This is a genomic window from Methylobacterium sp. E-041, from assembly GCF_022829665.1.
GTDB lineage: Bacteria > Pseudomonadota > Alphaproteobacteria > Rhizobiales > Beijerinckiaceae > Methylobacterium.
The window spans coordinates 1-21,659 of sequence record NZ_JAKSYQ010000243.1 but is presented as its reverse complement, the minus strand read 5'-3'; the positions used below and the strand labels follow the sequence as shown (position 1 = coordinate 21,659).

Here is a 21,659-nt window from a genome sequence, read left to right as displayed (position 1 = left end):
CCATGAGGAACTTCGAGGGACCGGGCCGCTCGCCCGTCTACGCCGCCAACGCCGCGGTCGCGACCTCGCACCCGGCCTCGACGCTGGTGGCGATCGAGACCCTGCGCGCGGGCGGCAACGCCGTCGACGCGGCGATCGCCGCGGTGGCGGTGCAATGCGTCGTCGACCCGCTGATGACCGGCATCGGCGGCGACTGCTTCGCCCTGTATGCGCCCAACGGCGCGTCGGTGCCGATCGCGATCGACGGCTCCGGCCGCAGCCCGGCGGCCGCCGACGACGCGTGGTACCGCGAGAACGGCGTCGCGATCGAGCCCGATTCCCCGCATGCGGTGACCGTGCCCGGCGCGGTGGCGGCGTGGCAGAGGCTCGTCGAGGACCACGGCACCCGCTCCCTCGGCGAGCTGCTGCAGCCGGCGATCCGGCTGGCCGAGGACGGCTTTCCCGTTCAGCCGCGGGTCGGGTGGGACTGGGCGCGCAGCATCGGCCGGGTCGCCGGCGATCCGCACGCGGCGGCGACCTACCTGATCGACGGCCGGGCGCCGGCGATCGGCACCGTGGTGCGGCTCGAGAAGCTGGCCGCGACCCTCCGGCGGATCGCCGGCGAGGGCGCGCGCGGCTTCTACGAGGGGCCGGTGGCCGAGGATCTCGTGAGCCGCCTGCGCGAGCGCGGCGGCCTCCACACCCTGGAGGATTTCGCGAGCGCCGCGCCGGACGTCGTCACCCCGATCAGCACTCGCTACCGCGGCTACGACGTCTACGAATGCCCGCCCGCCGGGCAGGGTCTGGCGGCGCTGATGATGCTCAACGTGCTGAAGCCCTTCGACGTCGCCGGGCTCTCCGACCTCGACCGGGTCCACCTCTTCGCGGAGGCGTGCAAGCAGGGCTACCACCACCGCGACGCCCTGTTCGGCGATCCCGAGCTCCAGGCGATCCCGGTCGAGCACCTGCTCTCCGACGCCTGGCAGGCGGCCGCCCACGGGGCGATCGACATGGCCCGCGCGCAGGCGCCGGTGCTCTATCCCGAGATCCGCGCCGAGCTCGCGGCCCGCGCGCACAAGGACACGGTCTACCTCTGCGTGGTCGACCGGGACGGCAACGCGATCTCGCTGATCAACTCGATCTTCCAGGGCTTCGGCTCGGGCATCCTTGGGCCGTCGAGCGGCGTGCTGCTGCACAACCGCGGCCTGTCGTTCCGCACGGAGGCCGGCCACCCCAACACGATCGGCCCGTCCAAGCGCCCGATGCACACGATCATCCCCGGCATGCTGATGCGGGACGGCCGCGCGGTCGCGCCCTTCGGCGTGATGGGCGGGCACTACCAGGCGATGGGCCATGTCGAGCTGCTGACCGGCCTGATCGACCGCGGCCTCGATCCGCAGGAGGCGCTCGATGCGCCGCGCAGCTTCGCCTACGGCGGCACGCTCGAGGTCGAGGGCGGCCTTTCCGGCCTCGTCGGCGGCCTGAGGGACCGCGGCCACGACGCGGTCGCCGCTCCCCTCCCCCTCGGCGGCGGGCAGGTGATCTGGATCGACCGCGCAGCCGGCATGCTGTCGGCCGGCTCGGACCCGCGCAAGGACGGCAGCGCGCTGGGATACTGAGTCCGGGCGCTTCAGGCGAAGTGCTTGGACAGCTTCAGCCCTTGCGCCTGATAGTTCGAGCCGGCGCCGGCGCCGTAGAGCATCAGCGGCACCGCCTCCATGCGCTCGTAGACGAGCCGGCCGACGATCTGGCCGTCCTCGAGCAGGAACGGCACGTCGCGGGAGCGGACCTCCAGCACCGCGCGCGCGCCGGTGCCGCCGGCGCCGGCATAGCCGAAGCCGGGATCGAAGAAGCCGGCGTAATGCACCCGGAACTCGCCGACGAGCGGGTCGAATGGCACCATCTCGGCGGCGTGGTCGGGCGGCACCTGCACCGATTCCTTCGAGGCCAGGATGTAGAACTGGCCGGGATCGAGGATCAGCGACCCTGACCCGTCGGCCGGCAGCGGCTCCCAGAACTCGGCCGCCGCGTGGCGCCCCGGCGCGTCGACGTCCACGAGGCCGGTATGGCGCTTGGCCCGGTAGCCGATCAGCCCGTCGAACCCGGCGAGATCGACCGAGACGGCGACGCCCCCCTGGAAGGAGGGCGCCGCCGCGGTCACCAGCGGCGCGCGCGCGTGCAGCGCGACCAGCTCGTCGTCGCGCAGCCGCACGATGCCGCGTCGGAAGCGGATCTGCGACAGGCGCGAGCCGGTGCGGACCAGGACCGGGAAGGTGCGCGGCGAGATCTCGGCGTAGAGCGGCCCGCGATAGCCGGCCCCGACCTGGTCGAACGCTTCCGCCCGGTCGGTGATGACGCGGGTGAACACGTCGATCCGCCCGGTGGAGCTCTTGGGGTTGGCCGCCGCCGCGAGGTCCTCGGGCAGCGCCAGGGATTCCTGCAGCTCGGCGATGTAGACGCAGCCGGTCTCCAGGACCGCGCCGGGCCGCAGGTCGATCTCGTGGAACGCCAGCCGCTCGACGCAGGCCGAGACCGCCCGCGCCGCGCCCGGCAGGAAGCTGGTGCGCACGCGCCAGGCCCGCGCCCCGAGGCGCAGGTCGAGGCTCGCCGGCTGGATCTGGTCGGCGGCGAAGGCCGAGGCCGGCAGGATGCCGCCCGCCCGCGCCAGGGCGGCGATGCCCTCGCCCGACAGGATGCCGTCGCGCGGGGCGCCCTGCCCCGTGGCGGTGCCTGCCGCCACCGAAGGGCCGGTCTCGACCGAAGGGCTCGGCGTCGTGCTCATGTCTCTCGCGCGTCCCGTCCGGCCGTCACCATCGGCCGTTTTCGAGCAAAGCGCCTAACGTCGGCTTAAGGGGGGGCGGACCGAGGTCGCGCGCGCCTCCGCCGGGAGGGCGGCGGGCTCGTCGCCGGGCAGGGCGAGGACGATCCGGATCAGGGCGAGCCGGGCCAGGGCGCCGATCGCGACCAGGCCGGCGAGCGCGCTCGCCAGCACCGGGACCGCGCGCGGAAACACGAGCAGCGCGGCCGCGCCGGCGACGAGGCCGACCGTGCCGCCGACGCCGAGCACCAGCGAGGGCAGGCCGGCGAGCCGCGGATCGGGTCCCGCCCGGCCGGCGATGACGGCCGCCGCGATCCGCCCGGTCCCGTCGAGGATCAGCGCGGCCGCGAGCGCCGCCGCGGGCAGGAGGTTGGCGGCCGGATCGCGCCACGCGGAAAAGCCCGCAAGGGCGAGCAGCGTCGCCCAGGCCGCCACGTGGGCGAGCGCCGCCGCCGAGAGCCGAACGTCCCCCCCGCGCCGAAGCGACCTCAGATGGCACACCCACGCTTCGACCATGCCGGCCCCGTTCATGCCGCCCGCCGCGACGTACTCCGCCGCAATTGACGGGAATTCTTCCGGCAACTACCACGTTGAATGACGCATCGAAAAGCGGCTTCGAGCCGTCTAGACCCGAGCTAGACCGAACTCGAGCGCCGCTGAAGAGGGCAATTAGGGACGATGTACAAGGCCGAGACGCGCGGAATCAGCGTGACCGTCAATCCGCGCTTCGTCGAGGAGGAATCCTCGCCGGGAGAGAGCCGGTACTTCTTCGCCTACACCGTTGAGATCGTGAACAACGGCGCCGAGCAGGTGCAGCTCCGCTCCCGCCATTGGCGCATCATCGACGGGCGCGGCGAGTGCCAGGAGGTGCGCGGCGCCGGCGTCGTCGGTAAGCAGCCGGTGCTGGAGCCGGGCGAGTCGTTCTGCTACACCAGCGGCTGCCCGCTCACCACGCCGGACGGGCTGATGGCGGGGAGCTACACCATGGCCACGGTCGCGGGCGAGAGCTTCGAGGCCGAGATCCCGGCCTTCTCGCTCGACAGCCCGCATATCCGCCGCAGCCTGCACTGATTCGAGCCGGGCAGGCCGGCGGCCCGCCCAGGACACCAAGCGATGCCCGGTTCCGGCGAGCGGCTGACCCCGCTCGACATCCTCGCCCACCTCGTCGGCTTCGACACCGAAAGCTCGAAGCCGAATCTCGACCTGATCGACTGGGTCGCCGCCTATCTCGACGGCTGGGGCGTCCCCCACCTCCGCATCCCGAACGCGGCCGGCGACCGTGCCGCGCTCTTCGCCACGATCGGGCCGCAGGTCGACGGCGGCGTCGTGCTGTCGGGGCACACCGACGTCGTCCCGGTCACGGGACAGGCCTGGACCGCCGACCCGTTCACCCTGCGCGTCGCCGACGGCCGGGCCTACGGCCGCGGCGCGGTCGACATGAAGGGGTTCTGCGCCACCGCCCTGGCGCTGGTGCCGGACTGCCTCGCGGCCGGCCTCAAGCGCCCGATCCACATCCTGCTCTCCTACGACGAGGAGACCACCTGCCTCGGCGTGATGGACGCGATCGCCCGCTTCGGCGTCGACCTGCCGCGGCCGGGCGCGGTGATCGTCGGCGAGCCGACCGACCTCGAGGTCGCCGATGCGCACAAGAGCATCGTCACCTTCCACACCACGGTGCACGGCCACGAGGCGCATTCGGCCAAGCCGATGCTCGGGGCCAACGCCGTGATGGCGGCCTGCGACCTCGTCTCCGGGCTGAACGCCATCGCCGACCGGATGATCGCCCGGGGCGACGCGTCGGGCCGGTTCGATCCGCCCAGCACCACCGTGCATGTCGGCACGATCCACGGCGGCACCGCCCGCAACATCCTGCCCAAGGAATGCGCCTTCCACTGGGAGTTCCGCGGCCTGCCCGACCTCGACATGGCCGAAATCCCGCGCCTGTTCCAGGCCAAGGCCGAGGCGGTGACCCGCGAGCGCCTCAACCGCTACGGCGCGTTCGGCCGGATCGAGACCGTCGAGGAGATCGCGATCCCCGGCCTGCTGCCGGAGCCCGGCTCCGAGGCCGAGCGGCTGGCGCTGCGGCTGGCCAACCGCAACCGCACCGTGTCGATGCCCTACGCCACCGAGGCCGGGCGCTTCCAGCAGGCGGGCATCCCGACCGTGGTCTGCGGGCCGGGCTCGATCGACCAGGCCCACCAGCCGGACGAGTTCATCACGCTGGCCGCGCTCGGCCAGGGCGAGGCGTTCCTCCGCCGCTTGATCGAGGCCTGCGCCGCATGAACGAGACCGTCCCCGACAGGGTCAAGCTCCGCCCGCTGGAGCGCGAGGACCTGATGTTCGTGCATCAGCTCAACAACAACGACAGCATCATGCGCTACTGGTTCGAGGAGGCCTACGAGTCCTTCGCCGAGCTGGCGCAGCTCTACGAGCGCAACATCCACAACCAGACCGAGCGGCGTTTCATCATTGCGACGCTGAACGGGCATCCGGCCGGCCTCGTCGAGCTCGTGGAGATCAACCACCTGCACCGGCGCTGCGAGTTCCAGATCGCGATCCATCCGGGCTTCCAGGGCCGGGGCTTCGCCCGCCAGGCGACGCGGATCGCGATGGACTACGCCTTCAGCGTGCTCAACATCCACAAGCTCTACCTGCACGTGGACAAGGACAACGCCCGCGCCGTGCGGATCTACGAGAGCTGCGGCTTCCGCCCCGAGGGCATCCTGCGGGACGAGTTCTTCATGAACGGCCGCTACCGCGATGCCGTGCGGATGTGCCTGTTCCAGCCGGAATACCTCGCCGGCCGCCATGCCGTCGACATCGCCGAGCCGGTGCTCAAGAGCTGACCGGCGCGGCGGGTCGGGGAGGCGCCGTCGCCGGCCCCTCCCCGTTCGCACGACTGGACCGATCAATTGCGACCGGCGCCGCCCCCGTCGCGGCCGCCGCGGGTGGCGGCACCCGCGCCGCCGCGCTCGGGCGAGCCGCCGGTCATGCCGGCATCGCGCCCGCCCCTGACGCCACCGTTGGCGCCACCCCTGTCCTCGCTCTTGCCGCCGCCCATCGTCTCCGAAGCGTTGCGGATGCCGCCCCTGTCCGGGCCGCCGCGCGCATCCTGGCCCCGACGCAGGTCGGCGTTGCGCTCGGATCCCCGGTCGGCGCCCGTGTTGCGCTCGCCGGCGTTGCGCCGGTCGGCATTGCGGAAGCCGCGATCGTCGCGGGTCTCGGTCCGGGTGGAGCGGGTCCGCACGTCCGTGCGATCCTGTCCGCGGAAGCCGACGTCGACGCTGCCGCCGCGACGCTCGGTCGTGGTCACGCTGAGGCGACGGTACTCGGGCGATCCGTACAGCACCCGCTGCCCGCGGATGGTGACGTAGCGCTCGCGCGGACCGGTCTCGCGGACCGTGACGAGGCGACGGTATTCCGGCGATCCGTACAGCACGCGGTGGCCGCGGATGGTGACGTAGCGGACCCGCGGGCCGCCCCGGCGCTCGACCGTGACGAGGCGGCGATACTCCGGCGAGCCGTACACCACGCGCTGGCCGCCGACGACCACGAACCGGCCCTCGCGCCGGAAGCTGCCGCCGACCCGCTCGGACCGGAAGTCGGTGCGGGTCTCGCGCCGCTCGCTGCGCGCCTCGCGCCCGCTCCGCTCCGCCCGGTCGCGGCTCTCGTGCATCCCGTCACGGTTGCCGCCGCGGCCCTCGGCCCGATCCGCGCCGCGCCGGTCGTCGCGGCCGGCGGCCTGACGATCAGCTCCTCCACGATCGGCTCCTGCACGATCGGCGCCCTGGCGATTGGACCGCCCGGCCTGCAGGCCGCTCTCGCGGCCGCCGGTTCCGTTCCCCGCGGTCGTGTTCCGGGCCTCGCCCCGCGTGTCCGACATCCGGCCGCCGGACGACGCGCCCGATGCGCGGTCGCTGCCCGGCCGTCCGCCGGTCGCGTCCGTCGAACCTGTATTCGCGCGGCCCGGCCCGGCGCCGGCCGCGTTTCCGGCCGCGCCCTGGGCGTAGACCGACGTGCTGAGCAGCAGGGCTGCGAGCCCGATGGCGATCCTTTTCATGATGCTTCCTCCGACGTTCTTGGAAGCATCGAAACGCCGAAGGTTCGAAAACCGTTTCACGCCTCGAAACTGATTTTTATGAACCGAAGTTCAGTCTATCGCTCGATCAAGCTTGGCCGTCGTCGCGTCGGCGCGGCGTTCTATTGCTTCGGCGTGCCGCCCACCTCCGCCTCGACCTCCGCCGGGTCGAGGTCGTAGCGGCGCGAGCAGAACTCGCAGGTGATGACGACGCGGCCGTCGTCGGCCACCATCTCGCGGCGCTCCTCGGGCGAGAACGAGCGGATCATGCCCATCACCCGCTCGCGCGAGCAGCGGCACTGCTCGTGCACCGCTTGCGCCTCGAACACCCGCACGCCGCGCTCGTGGAACAGCCGGTAGAGCAGCCGCTCGCTCGAGACCGCCGGGTCGACGAGCTCGTGGTCCTCGACCGTGCCGACCAGGGCGCGCGCCTCGACCCAGGCGTCGTCCTCTTGGGTGCCGTTCTCGTCGAGGTGGACGCGGCCCTCCGGGATGTCGCCCGGCGGCAGGTCGGCCAGGCGGGCCCGGTCGATCGACTGCGGCAGGAACTGGACCAGCAGCCCGCCGGCGCGCCAGCGGCTCTGCCCGTCCTCGAAGGCTTCGGCCACGGCGAGGCGCACCTGCGTCGGGATCTGCTCGGACTGGCGGAAATACTGGTGCGCCGCCTCCTCCAGGCTCTGTCCCTCCAGCGCGACGACGCCCTGGTAGCGGCTCGCCGCCGAGCCCTGGTCGATGGTCATGGCCAGGTGCCCCTGCCCGATCAACTCGGCGGCCTTGTGCGGACCGGTGCCCAGAGCCGCGATCGCCTCCGCCTCGAAGCGGGCGGTGGCGCGCAGGCGGTCGGGCGCCTCGAAGTCGACGACGATCATCCCGACCGGGCCGTCGGTCTTGGTTTGGAGCTGGAACCGGCCCTCGAACTTCAGGGACGAGCCGAGGAGCACGGTGAGTGCCGCCGCCTCGCCGAGCAGGCGCGCCACCGCATCCGGGTAGCCGTGCCGCCGCAGGATCGTGTCGACGGACGGCCCGAGCCGGACGACGCGCCCGCGCACGTCGAGCGCCTCGACGGAGAACGGCAGCACGCAGTCGTCGGCGCCGTCGTGACCGTTGCCTTCGTTGATCGGGGTGGTGTCGTGTCCGGCGGTCATGGTGCTCAATTCGATCCTGGAAGCAATTGGCCTGGAAACGTTCGGCTTGGAAGCGTTCGGGTCGTCATCGTCTGTCTGTCAGCGCGCCGATCGGCAGGAACAGGGTGCGCAAGTTGTCTGGGAACGCGAGGAATTCCGCCCGGCTGCGGTAGAATGTCAGCGCCTGGTCGTCGAGCGCGTGGATCAGGACGGCGCCGATGCCGATCACCTCGGCGGCATTGGCGATCCGGCGCAGTGCATCGGCCAGGAGGTCGGCACCGAGCCCACGCCCGGCCCAACGCCGATCCACGGCCAGCCGACCCAGAGTCGAGACCGGGATCGGCTCCGGCGCGTTGCGTCGAATCCGTCCCGGAGCATCCGCCCGGGCGACCGTTCCCGCGGAGATGCAGTAATAACCCACCACCGTGCCGTCCGCACAGATCACATAGGTCCGGGCGAACCGGCCCTCGCTGCGGCGTGCTTGCCGTTTCAGCCAATCGTCGAGCACCGGCTTGCCGCACGAGAACCCATCGAGGCCGTGCTCCGAACCCAGCGGAACCGGCGGGCCGATCATCGCTCCCAGGCCGGCTTCCTCTCCATGAGCGCGCTCAGCCTCGGTCTCGCAACCGGCGGCGCGTCGAGGGCCGCGACGAACGCGGCATGCCGCGCATCGTCCAGGACGAACAGGCGCTGATCGAGCAGCACGTCGATGGCGTGATGACGCGCGGTGTCGATCATGAACTCGGTCCGCGTCTTGCCGAGCACCGATGCGGCGTCATCGATCAGGTCCCGCGTCTCGGCCTCGACGCGCAGGTTGATCGTCGTCCCGCGCCGCACCGGGACGTTGCTCCGCCCATCGATGCTCACGGCGACAGCCTCTCACAACCGGGTCGGGATCGGTATCTCACGCCGTGAACGTATACACGATGTTCATACGGTCAAGGCCCGCGGACCTCACGGGTCCTGCGTCCGAACGGCCTCGGCGATCCGTCCGCTCAGAGCCCGTTCGCCCGCAGGCACCACGCCAAAATGCCCTTCTGGGCGTGGAGGCGGTTCTCCGCCTCGTCGAACACCACCGATTGCGGGCCGTCCATCACCTCGGCGGTGACCTCCTCGCCGCGATGGGCCGGCAGGCAGTGCATGAACACCGCGTCCTTGGCGGCGGCGCGCATCAGCTCGGCGTTCACCTGGTAGGGGTTGAGCAGGTTGTGGCGGTGGCTCTCGTCCTCGTCGCCCATCGAGACCCAGCAATCGGTCACGACCGCGTCGGCTCCCTCGACGGCGTCGAACGCGTCGGTGGTGACGTTGACGCGGGCGCCCTCGGCGCGCGCCCAGGCCATCAGCGCGGGCGGGGGCGCCAGCTCGGGCGGGCAGGCGACGTTGAGGGTGAAGTCGAAGCGCGCGGCCGCGTGCGCCCAGCTCGTCAGCACGTTGTTGGCGTCGCCCGACCACGCCACCGTGCGGCCCTTGATCGGCCCGCGATGCTCCTCGAAGGTCAGCACGTCGGCCATGATCTGGCACGGATGCGACAGCTTGGTCAGTGCGTTGATCACCGGCACCGTGGCGTTCTCGGCCAGCTCGAGCATCAGCGCGTGATCGAGGATGCGGATCATGATCGCGTCGACGAAGCGGGAGAGCACCTGCGCGGTGTCGCCGATGGTCTCGCCGCGGCCGAGCTGCATCTCGGAGCCGGTCAGCATCAGCGTCTCGCCGCCGAGCTCGCGCATCGCCACGTCGAACGAGACGCGGGTGCGGGTCGAGGGCCGGTCGAACACCATCGCGAGGTTCTTGCCGGCGAGCGGGCGCTCCACGGCGATCTCGCCCTTGCGGCGGCGCGCCTTGATCGCGGCGGCCGCGTCGAGCACCCGGCGCAGGTCGGCGCCGGAGAAGTCCGACAGGTCGAGGAAGTGGCGGGGCGCGCTCGCGCCGGCCGTCTGGCCGCTGCTCTGGCCGTTCGCTGGGGCAGTCATCTCAACACATCATGTCCGGGTTCGGTCGGCGGCTCCGCCTTCGGGAGCCGAGGAAGGATCACTCGGCGGCGCCGCGCATCGCGCCGTCGAACGCGGCGGCGGTGGCTTCGAGGCGCGCGACGGCCTCGGTCACGTCGGCCTCGGTGACGATCAGCGGCGGCAGCAGGCGCACCACGTTGTCGCCCGCCGGGATCACCAGCAGGTGCTCGGCCCGCGCGGCGGCCGCGAACGCGGTGTTGGGCACGCCGAGCTTGAGCCCGAGCATCAGGCCGTCGCCGCGGATCGCCGTGACGACGTGGGGATAGCGGTCGCGAAGGGCCCCGAGCTTCTGCGTCAGAACCCGCGCGACCTGCCGGACGTGATCGAGGAAACCGTCGGCCAGCACCACGTCGAGCACGGCGTTGCCGACCGCCATCGCGAGCGGGTTGCCGCCGAAGGTGGTGCCGTGGCTGCCGGCGACCATGCCGCGGGCGGCCTCGTGCGTCGCCAGGCACACGCCCATCGGGAAGCCGCCGCCGATGCCCTTGGCCGCGCTCATGATGTCCGGGGCGATGCCCGACCACTCGTGGGCGAACAGCCGCCCGGTGCGGCCGACGCCGGTCTGGACCTCGTCCATGATCAGCATCAGGCCGTGCTCGTCGCAGAGCTCGCGCAGGCCCCGCAGGCATTGCGGCGGCACCGGCCGGACGCCGCCCTCCCCCTGGATCGGCTCGATCATCACGGCCGCCGTTTCGGGGCCGATCGCGGCGCGCAGCGCGGCGTGGTCGCCGAAGGGCACCTGGTCGAACCCGTCGACCTTCGGGCCGAAGCCCTCGATGTACTTCAGCTGGCCGCCGGCGGCCAGCGTCGCCAGCGTGCGCCCGTGGAACGCGCCCTCGAAAGTGACGATGCGGTAGCGCTCGGGGTGGCCGCCCGCGGCATGGTACTTCCGCGCCATCTTGATCGCGGCCTCGTTGGCCTCGGCGCCCGAGTTGCAGAAGAAGGCGACGTCGGCGAAGCTCGCGTCGACGAGGCGCTGCCCGAAGCGCTCGCCGTCGGGAATCTCAAACAGGTTCGAGGTGTGCCAGAGCTTCTGCGCCTGGGTGGTCAGGGCCTCGACGAGGTGCGGGTGGGCGTGGCCCAGCGCGTTCACCGCGATGCCGGCGCCGAAATCGAGGTATCGCTCGCCCCCGCGCGCCACCAGCCATGCGCCCTCGCCACGCTCGAAGGCGATGGGGGCCCGGGCATAGGTCGGCAGAAGGGCGGATGTCACGATCCCGTCTCCGTGTCGGCGTGCCGGGCGACGACCCAGCGTTGAAGGCTGCGTGCAGGACGAGTGCCCTGCGTGCAAAAACGAAAGTGCCGCCTCGTCACCGGGGCGGCACGCGCGCGATTACTATGAAACGAGGCCGCGCTGTCAATGATGGGGCCGGCCTTCGTGCCGGACATGCCTGCAAAACAGGCGTCGTTTGCCGGCTTGCCTACGACATGCCTCGCACGGGCCGCTTGCGCGGCAGGTGCTGCCCGTGCTCCAGAACCCGCGCATCGCCGACGACGAACCAGAGGAATCGCCTCATGAGCACGGTCAAGGAACGCCTCGAGAGCCTCGGGCTCGCCCTGCCGAAGGCGGCGGCCCCGGTCGCGAACTACGTGCCGTTCGTGCGGACCGGCAACCTCGTGGTGATCTCGGGCCAGATCTGCTTCGGGGCGGACGGCAAGCTCAGGCCGGCGCATGTCGGCAAGCTCGGCGCCGAGGTCTCGGCGGAGGACGGCATCGCCGCGGCCAAGCTCTGCGCGCTCAACGTGCTGGCCCAGGTCGAGGCGGCGGTGGGCGACCTCGAGCGCGGGGTGGTGCAATGCGTCCGCCTCGGGGGCTTCATCAACTGCGTGCCGAGCTTCGCCGGCCTCGCCGGCATCATGAACGGCGCCTCCGACCTGATGGTCGCGGTGCTGGGCGACCGCGGCCGCCATGCCCGCTCCACGGTCGGCGTCGCCGAGCTGCCGCTGGACGCCGCCGTCGAGGTCGAGGCGATGTTCGAGGTGCGGTGATGGGCCGGCCCGCCGGGATCTCCTGGCTCGTCGCGCGGCCGATCGCCCATCGCGGCCTGCACGACCGCGCGGCGGGCCGCCCCGAGAATACGGTCGCCGCCGCCCGCGCGGCGATCGCCGGCGGCTACGCCATCGAGTGCGACGTGCAGATCAGCGCCGACGGCGAGGCGATGGTGTTCCACGATGCGGCGCTGGGGCGGCTGACGGGCGTCGCCGACCCCGTCGCCGCGATGCGGGGCGCCGACCTCGCTCGCCTGACGGTCGCGGGCACGGCGGAGACCATCCCGACGCTGCCGGCCTTCCTGTCGGAGATCGCCGGGCGGACGCCGCTCGTGGTCGAGATCAAGTCGTCCTATTCCGGCGACCTCACCCTGACCCGCCGGGTCGCGGACATCCTTTGCGAATACGCCGGGCCGGTGGCGGTGAAATCCTTCGACCCGCAGGTGGTCGCGGCGCTGCGCGGGCTGGTGCCCGAGACGATCCCGCGCGGCATCGTCGGCGAGACGAACCAGGACGACCCGGCCTATGCCGGCCTCACCGATTCGGCGCGGCGCCGGCTCTCGGACCTGCTGCACATCGCGGAGACGCGGCCCGGCTTCGTGTCCTGGCGGGTCGACGACCTGCCCTGCGCCGCGACGCATCTCGCCCGCGTGCTCGGCCATCTCCCGGTGATGGCCTGGACGGTGCGCAACCCGGACCAGCGCCGGCTCGCCGAGATGCATGCCGACCAGATGGTGTTCGAGGGGTTTTCGGCCTGATCCGTTCGGTCACGGCAGGGTTCGATCAGGGCAAGGCTCGATCAGGGCAAGGCTCGATCAGGGAAGGGGAAGCAGCCCATCGAGGAAGGCGGCGACCTCACGGCGGTTCCAGGATGCGCCGTTCGTCCAGAAGTCCAGCAGGGCGACGTGGTTGGGTCGCACCCACGCGATGACCTTCGGGGCCGCGGCCCGTGACACGATCGGCGGCAGGAAATCGTCACGGACGCTCGGATTCGGTCCGATCGAGACGATGAGGCATGGTAACGTCCGCCCTGCACGGTCGGGATACCACTTCACCTGGGGGCCGTGCGAGCCGAGGGCCGTCGACACGAAGATCGTGCCCGGCACATGCGGGTCCGCCTCGTCGAGGTTCGACATCTCGATCGGATGATCCTCGATGAAATCAGCCGGCGGCGTCCGCCTTCGGAAGGCGAGCGGGTGGCTGAGGCGCATTGGCTCGACTCTCAGGGGACCGTCGATTCCCATGCGGACCGTTGAAAGGTGGCGAGCGGCTTGGCAAGACCGGAAGACGGCGATGCCCCACGCTGCGACGGCAGGATGCACGCCTCCGCCTTGTCCCCCCTGTCCGGCGGGCTAGATTGTCGTGCATGGAAAAACCGGGTGCTCCGCACGAGCCTGCGACCTCCGAGACCGTGCTCAAGGTCTGCGCGCTCGCCGGCCTGAAGGAGATCGGGGCCGCGGCCTGGGACGCCTGCGCCACGTCGGCCGAGACGCTGGGCTCGGGCGACGAGACCCACAACCCCTTCGTCAGCCACGCCTTCCTCTCGGCCCTCGAGGATTCGGGCTGCGTCTCGCGCCGGACCGGGTGGCTTCCGTTGCACGTCTCGGTGGAGCGCGACGACACGCTGCTCGGGGTCGTGCCGTGCTACCTGAAATCCCACAGCCAGGGCGAATACATCTTCGACCACGGCTGGGCCGACGCCTTCGAGCGCGCCGGCGGGAGCTACTACCCGAAGCTGCAGGTGAGCGTGCCGTTCACCCCCGTCACCGGCCCGCGTTTCCTGATCGCGCCCGGCGCCGACCCGGAGACCGCGACGGCCGCCCTGGTCGCCGGCCTGCGGGCGCTGCGGTCCGAGACCAAGGCCTCCTCGATCCACGTCACCTTCATGCAGGAGCCGGAATGGGAGCGGGCGGGCGCCGCCGGCTTCCTCCAGCGCACCGACCAGCAGTTCCACTGGGAGAACGCCGGCTACGCGGGCTTCGACGACTTCCTCGCGGCGCTCGCCTCGCGCAAGCGCAAGAGCATCAAGCGCGAGCGGCGCGACGCGCTGTCGCCCGGCATCACGGTGGAGCACCTGACCGGGGCCGACCTCACCGAGGCGCATTGGGACGCGTTCTACGAATTCTACACCGACACCGGCGCGCGCAAATGGGGCCGGCCCTACCTCAACCGGCGCTTCTTCTCGCTCCTGTCCGAGCGGATGCCCGAGCGCGTGCTTCTCATCATGGCCAAGCGCGAGGGCCGCTACGTCGCCGGCGCGATCAACCTGATCGGCGACACGGCGCTCTACGGCCGGAACTGGGGCTGCATCGAGGAGCACCCGTTCCTGCATTTCGAGGTCTGCTACTATCAGGCGATCGACTTCGCGATCGCGCGCGGCCTGAAGCGGGTCGAGGCCGGGGCGCAGGGCGAGCACAAGCTCGCCCGCGGCTACCGGCCGGTGCTGATGCACTCCGCGCACGACATCGCCGACCCGTCGTTGCGCCGCGCGGTGGCCGACTACTTGCAGCGCGAGCGCGCCCATGTCGAAGCCATGGTCGACGAGCTCGACACCCTGACGCCGTTCCGACGGCCCAGCCCGGAAGAGTCCTGACGCCCATGAGCCCGATCGATCGCATCACGACCTACGCCGACGCGTTGACCGCGCTCCGCCGCGACCTGCACGCCCATCCCGAGATCGGGTTCGAGGAGGTGCGCACCTCGGGCATCGTCGCCGACCTGCTCGAGGGCTTCGGCATCGAGGTCCATCGCAACGTCGGCGGCACCGGCGTCGTCGGCATCCTGAAGGGCCGCAGCGACAACGGCCGTCGCATCGGCCTGCGCGCCGACATGGACGCGCTGCCGATCGAGGAGGAGACCAACCTCCCCTATCGCTCGACCATCCCCGGCAAGATGCACGCCTGCGGGCACGACGGCCACACCACCATGCTCGTCGGCGCCGCCCGGTACCTCGCCGAGACCCGCGACTTCGACGGCACGGCGGTGTTCGTGTTCCAGCCGGCGGAAGAGGGGCTGGGCGGCGCCCGCGCCATGCTCGCCGACGGGCTGTTCGAGCGCTTTCCCTGCGACGAGATCTACGGCCTGCACAACCAGCCGAGCGGCCCGCACGGCATGATCAAGCTGCGCCCCGGCCCGATCATGGCGGCGGCCGACTTCTTCGACATCCACGTGAAGGGCCGCGGCATCCACGCGGCGCAGCCGCACAGCGGCATCGACCCGATCGTCGTCGGCACGGCGCTGGCGCAGGCGCTGCAGTCGATCGTCTCGCGCAACGCCGACCCGCTCAAGTCGATCGTGCTGTCGATCACCCAGTTCAACGCCGGCTCGGCCTACAACGTCATCCCCGACACCGCGCACATGGCCGGCACGATCCGCACCTTCGACCGCGACCTGCGCAAGCTCAGCCACGACCGGATGCGGGAGCTCGCCAAGGGCTACGCCGCGGCCTACGGCGCCGAGATCACGGTCGACATCCAGGACAAGTTCTCGGTGCTGGAGAACGCCCCCGACCAGACCCAGGCCGCGATCGACACCGCGACCGAGCTGTTCGGGCCCGAGCGGGTCGACCTCAATTCCAGCCCGAAGATGGGCAGCGAGGACTTCGCCGACATGGCGATGGCGGTGCCCGGCGCCTATGCCTGGATCGGCGCCTCGACCGGAGCCGGGCTGCACAACCCGGGCTACAATTTCGACGACACGATCATCCCGATCGGGTCCGCGTACCTGGCCCGCCTCGTCGAGCGGCGGACGGCGGCCCGATGACGCTGTTCGACTTCGCGCCGAAGGGCGCCGACGGCGCTCCGCATCCCCTCGCGCAGTACCGCGGCAAGGTCGTGCTCGTCGTCAACACCGCCTCGAAATGCGGGTTCACCCCGCAATACGAGGGGCTGGAGGCCTTGTGGAAGAAGCACCGCGCGGCCGGGCTCGTGGTGCTCGGGTTCCCCTGCAACCAGTTCGGCGCGCAGGAGCCGGGAAACGCCACCGAGATCGCCCAGTTCTGCAGCCTGACCTACGACGTGAGCTTCCCGCTGCTGGCGAAGGTCGAGGTCAACGGGGCGGGCGCCGACCCGGTCTACCGGCATCTCAAGAGCGAGAAGCCCGGCCTCCTCGGCACGGCCGGCATCAAGTGGAACTTCACGAAATTCCTCGTCGGCCGCGACGGCCGGGTGATCGGCCGCTATCCGCCGACCGCCAAGCCCGCGTCGCTCGAGCGCGACATCGCGGCCGCCCTCGCCGCCTGAGATGTCGGCGCGCCGCGAACGGTCTCGGCCGTTTGCGGCGGGCGTCAGCCGTTCCGGAAGGTTCTCTCGAAGGGTGGCGCGCGCTTTGGCGCCGTGTTCCCTTGATCGCCGGCATATGGCGCTCGATGGATCGTGAGGCGGCGGGGTCATGAGAGATTCGTCCACCGACGCTGGGCTCGACCGGATCGACCTGAAGATCCTGCGCCTGCTGCAGGCGGACGGGCGGATGGGCAACGCCGAGATCGCCAAGCGCGTGAGCACCAGCGCGGCGACCTGCCATCGCCGGACGCAGCGGCTGTTCGCGGAGGGCTACGTCAAGGCGGTCCGCGGCCAGGTGGCGCCGGACAAGGTCGGACTCGGCGCGCTGGTGATCGTCGGCGTGGTGCTCGACCGCTCGACGCCGGAGAGCTTCGCGGCCTTCGAGGCGGCGGCCCGCGCCATGCCGACCGTGCTCGACTGCCACCTGGTGGCGGGCGATTTCGACTACTTCCTCAAGATCCGGGTGCGCGACATGGCGGATTTCAACCGCCTGCACAGCAGCACGCTGATCGCGCTGCCCGGCGTGCGCCAGACGCGGACGTTCTTCGTGATGAAGGAGGTCGTCGACAACGCGCCGCTGGCCCTGTGACGCGGAGCGCCGCATGCCGGTCGGGCCGGGGCCTATGAGCGTTGGCCTCCCCTGCCCGCGACCGGGCCGGACCTCCGCTCGCCTTCGGGGTGCGGGGCGCCCGAGGTCAGGCGTCCGCTGCGGCGATGCGCCGCGCGGGGCGGCTGACGTACCGGGATCCGGCGAGCAGGAAACGCCAGGGCGTCTCGGCGCCGCGCGTGATGCCGATGCGCCGGTCGACGACGACGGGCACCGGCCGGCCCCGAGGCGCGAAGCGGAACGGCGGGCCCGCGAGGGAACGACCGTCCAACGCATCGGTGACGCCCAGCGCCTGGCACAGGCGGCCGGGCCCCGCGCACAACAGCCGCGGCTCCGCCGTGGCGCGGCGCGCCTGCATCGCCGCGATGCCCTGCGTGGGCTCGATGGCGCGCAGCAGCACGGCGCTGCCGGGCTCGCACACGAGGTTGAGGCACCAGTGCAGGCCGTAGGAGCGATAGACGTAGGCGTGGCCGGGCGGCCCGAACATGCTGGCGTTGCGCTTCGTCGGCCCCCGGAAGCTGTGGGACGCCGGATCGGCGCGGTCGTAGGCCTCGGTCTCGACGACGAGGCCGCCGACCGCCTCGACGAAGAGTCGCGCGCCGATCAGATCCTGCGCGACGGCGGCCGCGGGGCGGTCGAAGAAAGCCTCGAGCATGGATGCGCAATCCTCTGGGGAGCCGCGACGCGCCCGCTGTCGCGGGACACCCCGGCGTCTCGCTCGTCGTCGCCGAGCCGCGATCCGGACCCGACCCCGCCGATCGAGGGGATCCGCGGAGGACCCGCACGCGGCCGTTCATGGTCTGCCGCCTCCGGCCGGTCCCGGCCGGGGGCGCGCGGTCAGGCCGCCGACATCGGCATCCCGGATTCCGGGTGGAACGAGGTGAAGCGATCCTGCGCGTCGAGCGGCACGTCCAGGGTGCAGCGAAGCCCCGAGCGGTCGAACTCGAGCTGCACCGTCCCGCCGAGCTCATGGCCGATGCCGCCGTTGATCAGCCGCGTGCCGTAGCCGCGCCGCTGCGGCGCGACGACCGGCGGGCCGCCGCTCTCGCGCCAGTCCAGCACGAGCCGGCGCGTGCCGCCCTCCGCGGTCGCGGTCCGCCACGCGATGTCGACGCGCCCGGTCCCGCCGGACAGGGCGCCGTACTTGGCGGCGTTCGTGGTCAGCTCGTGCAGCGCCATGCCGAGCGCCAGCACGTAGCGCGGCGGAAGGTCGACCTCGGGGCCGTCGAGCCGGAAGCGGTCGGCCTGGCCCTCGCTGAATGGCGCCAGCTCGTTCTCCAGCACCGTCCGGAGCGGGGCGCCCGCCCAGTCGTCGCGCGAGAGCAGGTCGTGGGTCTTCGACAGGGCGATGATGCGCCCTTCCAGCCGCTCGCCGGTCTCGTCGGTGCGGCGCGACTGGCGGGCGAGCGACTGCACCGTGGTCAGGGTGTTGCGGACCCGGTGGTTGAGCTCGTGCAGCATCATCGTCTGCCGTTCCTGCAGGAGATGGCTGCGCGCGATCTCCGAGCGCAGCTCGCCCTCGTGCTTCTGCAGCGAGATCGCCATGGCGTCGAACGCCTCGCCGAGCTGCCCGAACTCGGACGGGCCGGACAGGCTCGACCGCGCGCCGAGGTCCCCGAGCCGCCAGGCGGACGCGGCCTGCAGCAGGCGGCGCACCGGACGGCGGATGAAGGCGCGCCCCGCCAGCAGCGCCGCGACGAGGGCGCCGAGGGCGCCGAGGACGATGAGGATGACGCCGCGCTGCGTCGCCGCGTCGATGTCGGCGAAGGCGGCCGCGGGCGAAAGGCCGACGGCGACGGTCACGCCTTCGAGGTCGTCCGGCGTGACGGCCGCGATTCCGGTGATCCGCATCGTCCCGCGCAGGCCCGCCAGGTCGATCACCTTGCCGCGGTTCTCCGAGAGCGCCGACCAGAACGGCTGCGGCAGCGGCTTGCCGACCCATGCGGCGTGGTCGGGCAGGCGGAGCAGGATGACGCCGTCCCGATCCGCGACGATCAGCGCGGCGTCGGGAGGCAGCCCGGCCCGGGCCTGGTGTCCGGCGAGGTGGTCCAGGTCGATGCTGGCCACCACGACGCCGGTCGGCCGGCCGCCGGCTCCCGGGATGGCCTGGGCGAACTGCCAGGTCGGCTTGCGGGTGATCCGCCCCGTCACGAAGCCGCCGACCGCGAAGCCGCCCGTGCGCATCGCGTCCCGGAAGTAGCCGCGGTCGGCCAGGGTGTAGGCGCCGCGCGGGGAGCCGAGGGTGTTGCAGACGATGGTGCCGTCGGCATCCGCCACCCCGAAGAAGAACGCGCCCGGGACCTTCCCGAGCAGGGTCCTGAGATAGGCCGTGCAGGTGTCGGGGTCCTTGCCCTGGATCTCCGGGACCTCGGCCAGGATGCCGAGAACCTGCCGGGTGCCGCGCCCGAACTGGCCGAGGTCGGCGGCGACGCTGCGGGCGGCGCGCATCGCCTCGTCGCGCACGGCCTCGCCCCGCGCGGCGCGCAACGCGAACTCGTTGTAGCCCTGGATCGCGAGGGCGGGCACGAGCGCGAGCGTGACGAGGCCGACGATGCGTTTGGTCAGCGACATGACGGGATCGGCCGAGCGCTCGGGCTGCGCGCGATGGGCATCGCGGCGCGGTGACCGCACAGATAGGCCGGTCGGCCGCCGCGCCAAGGCGCGATGCACGCGCGGGCCGCGCCCGCCCGCACCTCAGGCCGCGGCGGCATCGGGGATCTCCTGCATCGACGCGAGGGGGGCCTCCAGCCGGCAGACGAGGCCCGTCCGTGCGTAGGTGAGCGTGACCTCTCCGCCGACCTCGGCGGCAAAGCTGCGCTCGATCAGGCGCGATCCGAAGCCGCGGCGCGCCGGCTGGACCAGGATCGGCGGGCCGCCCTGCTCGGACCAGACCAGGGAGAACCGCGGGGCGTCGCCGGCATGGGCCACGTGCCAGCGCAGGTCGACGACGCCCGCGTCGTTCGAGAGCGCGCCGTACTTGGCGGCGTTGGTGGCGAGCTCGTGAAGGGACAGGGCGAGCGACAGGGCGGGCTTGGCCGCCAGGAGCACGTTGGGCCCGCTGGTGCGCAGGCGCGCGGCCATCGCCCCGAGATGCACGCTCAGAGCCCCGTCCACGACGTCCCCGATCGGGGCGGCCGTCCAGCTCGCGGCGGTCAGGATGTCGTGCGCGCGGCCGAGCGAGATCAGCCGGGCGGCGAACGCCTCCCGCATCTCGTTGACGTCGGTCGAGCCGCGCAGGGTCTGGCTAGCGATGGCCTGCACCAGGGCGAGGGTGTTCTTGACCCGGTGCTGCAGCTCGCCGGTCAACAGGCGCTGGTGCTCCTCGGCCTTCCGGCGCTCGGAGATGTCGAGCATGGCGCCGATCATCCGAACCGCCCGGCCGGTCGCGTCGCGGATGACGTAACCCCGGTCGAGGACGTAGGCGTAGGAGCCGTCCGCGCGCAGGAAGCGATACTCGTCGGTCCAGGCCGTGCCGGTGCCGTCGATGATCGCGTGGATGGCGGCGTCGACGCGCCCGCGGTCCTCGGGATGGATCTGCCCGATCCACCAATCCCCCGTCGGGTCGACGGCGTCCGGGGCGTGGCCGTAGGCAGCCTGGAGCGCCTCGTTCCACAGCACGTGATTGCTGGCGAGGTCCCAATCCCAGATCGCGTCGTTGGTGGCGCGCGATGCCAGCCGATAGCGCTCCTCGGTCTCGCGCAGGACCTGCTCGGCCCGCCGCGCGACGGTGATGTCGCGCGCCGTCCCGATGAGCCGCAGCGGCCGCCCGTCCTCGAACAGGGTCTGCCCCTTGGCGGACACCCAGCGCTCGATGCCGTCCTCCGGCGCCACGGTGCGGTAGGTGATGTCGTAGGTCCCGTCGCCCGCCGGATCGATCGCGGCGCCGACCGCCGCGTCCGCCGCGGCGCGGTCGTCCGGGTGCAGGCGGGCGAGGTAGACGTCGAGGTTCACCGCGGCATCGGGGCCGAGGCCGAAGAAGGAGCGCGTGCGGGCATCCCACTTCAGGACGTCGGCGACGAGGTCGTAGTCGAAGATCCCGGTTCCCGTCGCCTCGACGGCGAGGCGCAGCTGCTCGCGCGCGCGGCGCAGGTCCTCCTCCACCTGGCGGCGGTCGTGGATGTCGCTGGTGCTGCCGAGCCAGCCCACGACCGATCCGGCGCCGTCCCGCATCGGCTCGGCCCGGATCAGGAACCAGCGATAGGCGCCGTCGGCCCGACGCAGCCGCGCCTCCGTGTCGTAGACGGTCTCGCGGGTGCGCGCCGCCTCCCACGTCTCCAACAGCCCCGGCCGGTCGTCGGGATGGATCGCTTCGGCCCAGCCGAGCGGCAGCGCGTGTTCCGGCGTCTGCCCGGTATAGGCGTACCAGCGGTCGTTCAGGTAGCTGAGGCTGCCGTCGGGATTGCCGAACCAGATCACGGTCGGCGCGAGCTGGGTCAGGGTCTGGAAGCGCGCCTCGGCGACCTTGCGCTCGTGGATGTCGAGCGAGGTGCCGATCCAGCTGCGCACGGTCCCGTCCGCATCGCGGATCGGGCGTGCGCGGGACAGGAACCAGCGGTACATCCCGTCGGCCCGCCGCAGCAGGAACTCCACCTCGTAGTCCCGGCCGTCGCGGGAGGCGGCGAGCCAGGCGCGACGGGTCGCGTCGCGGTGGTCGGGGTGGATCACGCCCATCCAGCTCGTCTCCCCGGTCTCGTTCGCGGGCAGTCCGGTATAGGCGTACCAGTAGGCGTTGCAGTAGGTGACGTTGCCGTCGATGTCGCCGAACCAGACCACCT

General features: G+C 72.0%; 22 protein-coding genes. 10 read left to right on the top strand and 12 right to left on the bottom strand.

Annotated elements, in window-relative coordinates; all coding sequences use genetic code 11:
* Positions 1-2 precede the first annotated feature (2 nt).
* Complete coding sequence (locus MKK70_RS22790) at positions 3-1,598, top strand: gamma-glutamyltransferase family protein (RefSeq protein ID WP_243950102.1); 1,596 nt, start codon at positions 3-5, stop codon at positions 1,596-1,598.
* A gap of 11 nt (positions 1,599-1,609) precedes the next feature.
* On the opposite strand, the gene MKK70_RS22785 is transcribed toward MKK70_RS22790, so the two are convergent.
* Positions 1,610-2,761, bottom strand: a complete 1,152-nt coding sequence (locus MKK70_RS22785) for a 2'-deoxycytidine 5'-triphosphate deaminase (RefSeq protein WP_243935043.1) — start codon at positions 2,759-2,761, stop codon at positions 1,610-1,612.
* A 54-nt stretch (positions 2,762-2,815) separates the two neighbouring features.
* Positions 2,816-3,313, bottom strand: a complete 498-nt coding sequence (locus MKK70_RS22780; protein WP_243935045.1) for a hypothetical protein — start codon at positions 3,311-3,313, stop codon at positions 2,816-2,818.
* Positions 3,314-3,475: 162 nt separating this feature from the next.
* Here MKK70_RS22780 and apaG point away from each other — a divergent pair, with 162 nt between their 5' ends.
* The 3 genes from apaG to speG are packed head-to-tail and all read left to right on the top strand — an operon-like array spanning position 3,476 to position 5,643.
* The gene (gene apaG, locus MKK70_RS22775) at positions 3,476-3,868 is read left to right on the top strand and encodes a Co2+/Mg2+ efflux protein ApaG (protein WP_147729503.1); all 393 of its coding nucleotides are present in this window, start codon (positions 3,476-3,478) and stop codon (positions 3,866-3,868) included.
* Positions 3,869-3,910: 42 nt separating this feature from the next.
* Complete coding sequence (gene argE / locus MKK70_RS22770; protein WP_243936058.1) at positions 3,911-5,080, top strand: acetylornithine deacetylase; 1,170 nt, start codon at positions 3,911-3,913, stop codon at positions 5,078-5,080.
* Entirely contained in the window at positions 5,077-5,643 is a 567-nt protein-coding gene (speG, locus tag MKK70_RS22765) for a spermidine N1-acetyltransferase (protein WP_147844564.1), read from the top strand. Before argE ends, speG begins: the two co-directional genes overlap by 4 nt.
* A gap of 62 nt (positions 5,644-5,705) precedes the next feature.
* On the opposite strand, the gene MKK70_RS22760 is transcribed toward speG, so the two are convergent.
* From MKK70_RS22760 to MKK70_RS22735, 6 genes are all read right to left on the bottom strand, one after another.
* Positions 5,706-6,857: a hypothetical protein gene (locus MKK70_RS22760; RefSeq protein WP_243950100.1), complete on the bottom strand. Its 1,152-nt coding sequence runs from the start codon at positions 6,855-6,857 to the stop codon at positions 5,706-5,708.
* 140 nt (positions 6,858-6,997) lie between these two features.
* Positions 6,998-8,020, bottom strand: a complete 1,023-nt coding sequence (locus MKK70_RS22755) for an Hsp33 family molecular chaperone (RefSeq protein ID WP_147727009.1) — start codon at positions 8,018-8,020, stop codon at positions 6,998-7,000.
* A gap of 64 nt (positions 8,021-8,084) precedes the next feature.
* Positions 8,085-8,573, bottom strand: a complete 489-nt coding sequence (locus MKK70_RS22750) for a GNAT family N-acetyltransferase (protein ID WP_243950098.1) — start codon at positions 8,571-8,573, stop codon at positions 8,085-8,087.
* The gene (locus MKK70_RS22745) at positions 8,570-8,866 is read right to left on the bottom strand and encodes a DUF1778 domain-containing protein (protein WP_243950096.1); all 297 of its coding nucleotides are present in this window, start codon (positions 8,864-8,866) and stop codon (positions 8,570-8,572) included. Before MKK70_RS22745 ends, MKK70_RS22750 begins: the two co-directional genes overlap by 4 nt.
* Positions 8,867-8,994: 128 nt before the next feature.
* Positions 8,995-9,969, bottom strand: a complete 975-nt coding sequence (argF, locus tag MKK70_RS22740; protein WP_243950094.1) for an ornithine carbamoyltransferase — start codon at positions 9,967-9,969, stop codon at positions 8,995-8,997.
* 58 nt (positions 9,970-10,027) lie between these two features.
* A complete protein-coding gene (locus MKK70_RS22735) occupies positions 10,028-11,221 on the bottom strand; it encodes an aspartate aminotransferase family protein (protein ID WP_243950092.1) in 1,194 nt (397 codons plus the stop codon).
* Positions 11,222-11,523: 302 nt separating this feature from the next.
* Here MKK70_RS22735 and MKK70_RS22730 point away from each other — a divergent pair, with 302 nt between their 5' ends.
* Both MKK70_RS22730 and MKK70_RS22725 read left to right on the top strand, forming a co-directional pair.
* Positions 11,524-11,997 carry a RidA family protein gene (locus MKK70_RS22730; protein WP_243950090.1) on the top strand — a complete coding sequence of 158 codons (474 nt, stop codon included), beginning with the start codon at positions 11,524-11,526 and terminating at the stop codon, positions 11,995-11,997.
* Positions 11,997-12,755: a glycerophosphodiester phosphodiesterase family protein gene (locus tag MKK70_RS22725; protein WP_147727003.1), complete on the top strand. Its 759-nt coding sequence runs from the start codon at positions 11,997-11,999 to the stop codon at positions 12,753-12,755. The genes MKK70_RS22730 and MKK70_RS22725 overlap by 1 nt, the downstream gene beginning before the upstream one ends.
* A 57-nt stretch (positions 12,756-12,812) precedes the next feature.
* Here the strand turns inward: MKK70_RS22725 and MKK70_RS22720 are convergent, their stop codons facing one another.
* On the bottom strand, positions 12,813-13,133 hold the full coding sequence (locus MKK70_RS22720) for a hypothetical protein (RefSeq protein WP_243950088.1): 321 nt from the start codon (positions 13,131-13,133) through the stop codon (positions 12,813-12,815).
* 230 nt (positions 13,134-13,363) lie between these two features.
* Between MKK70_RS22720 and MKK70_RS22715 the strand changes: the two genes are divergently transcribed.
* The 4 genes from MKK70_RS22715 (at position 13,364) to MKK70_RS22700 (ending at position 16,866) form a co-directional block, all read left to right on the top strand.
* Complete coding sequence (locus tag MKK70_RS22715) at positions 13,364-14,590, top strand: GNAT family N-acetyltransferase (RefSeq protein ID WP_243950086.1); 1,227 nt, start codon at positions 13,364-13,366, stop codon at positions 14,588-14,590.
* A gap of 5 nt (positions 14,591-14,595) precedes the next feature.
* A complete protein-coding gene (locus tag MKK70_RS22710; protein ID WP_147842070.1) occupies positions 14,596-15,759 on the top strand; it encodes a M20 aminoacylase family protein in 1,164 nt (387 codons plus the stop codon).
* Positions 15,756-16,238: a glutathione peroxidase gene (locus tag MKK70_RS22705; protein ID WP_147842071.1), complete on the top strand. Its 483-nt coding sequence runs from the start codon at positions 15,756-15,758 to the stop codon at positions 16,236-16,238. The genes MKK70_RS22710 and MKK70_RS22705 overlap by 4 nt, the downstream gene beginning before the upstream one ends.
* 148 nt (positions 16,239-16,386) lie before the next feature.
* Complete coding sequence (locus MKK70_RS22700; RefSeq protein WP_243950085.1) at positions 16,387-16,866, top strand: Lrp/AsnC family transcriptional regulator; 480 nt, start codon at positions 16,387-16,389, stop codon at positions 16,864-16,866.
* Between the two features lie 106 nt (positions 16,867-16,972).
* Here MKK70_RS22700 and MKK70_RS22695 read toward each other — a convergent pair whose 3' ends face one another.
* The 3 genes from MKK70_RS22695 to MKK70_RS22685 form a co-directional block, all read right to left on the bottom strand.
* Complete coding sequence (locus tag MKK70_RS22695) at positions 16,973-17,539, bottom strand: DNA-3-methyladenine glycosylase (protein ID WP_147842073.1); 567 nt, start codon at positions 17,537-17,539, stop codon at positions 16,973-16,975.
* Between the two features lie 182 nt (positions 17,540-17,721).
* Positions 17,722-19,455 carry a sensor histidine kinase gene (locus MKK70_RS22690; RefSeq protein WP_147842074.1) on the bottom strand — a complete coding sequence of 578 codons (1,734 nt, stop codon included), beginning with the start codon at positions 19,453-19,455 and terminating at the stop codon, positions 17,722-17,724.
* Between the two features lie 123 nt (positions 19,456-19,578).
* A partial coding sequence (locus MKK70_RS22685; protein ID WP_243950083.1) for a PAS domain-containing protein occupies positions 19,579-21,659 on the bottom strand: 2,081 nt, incomplete at its 5' end.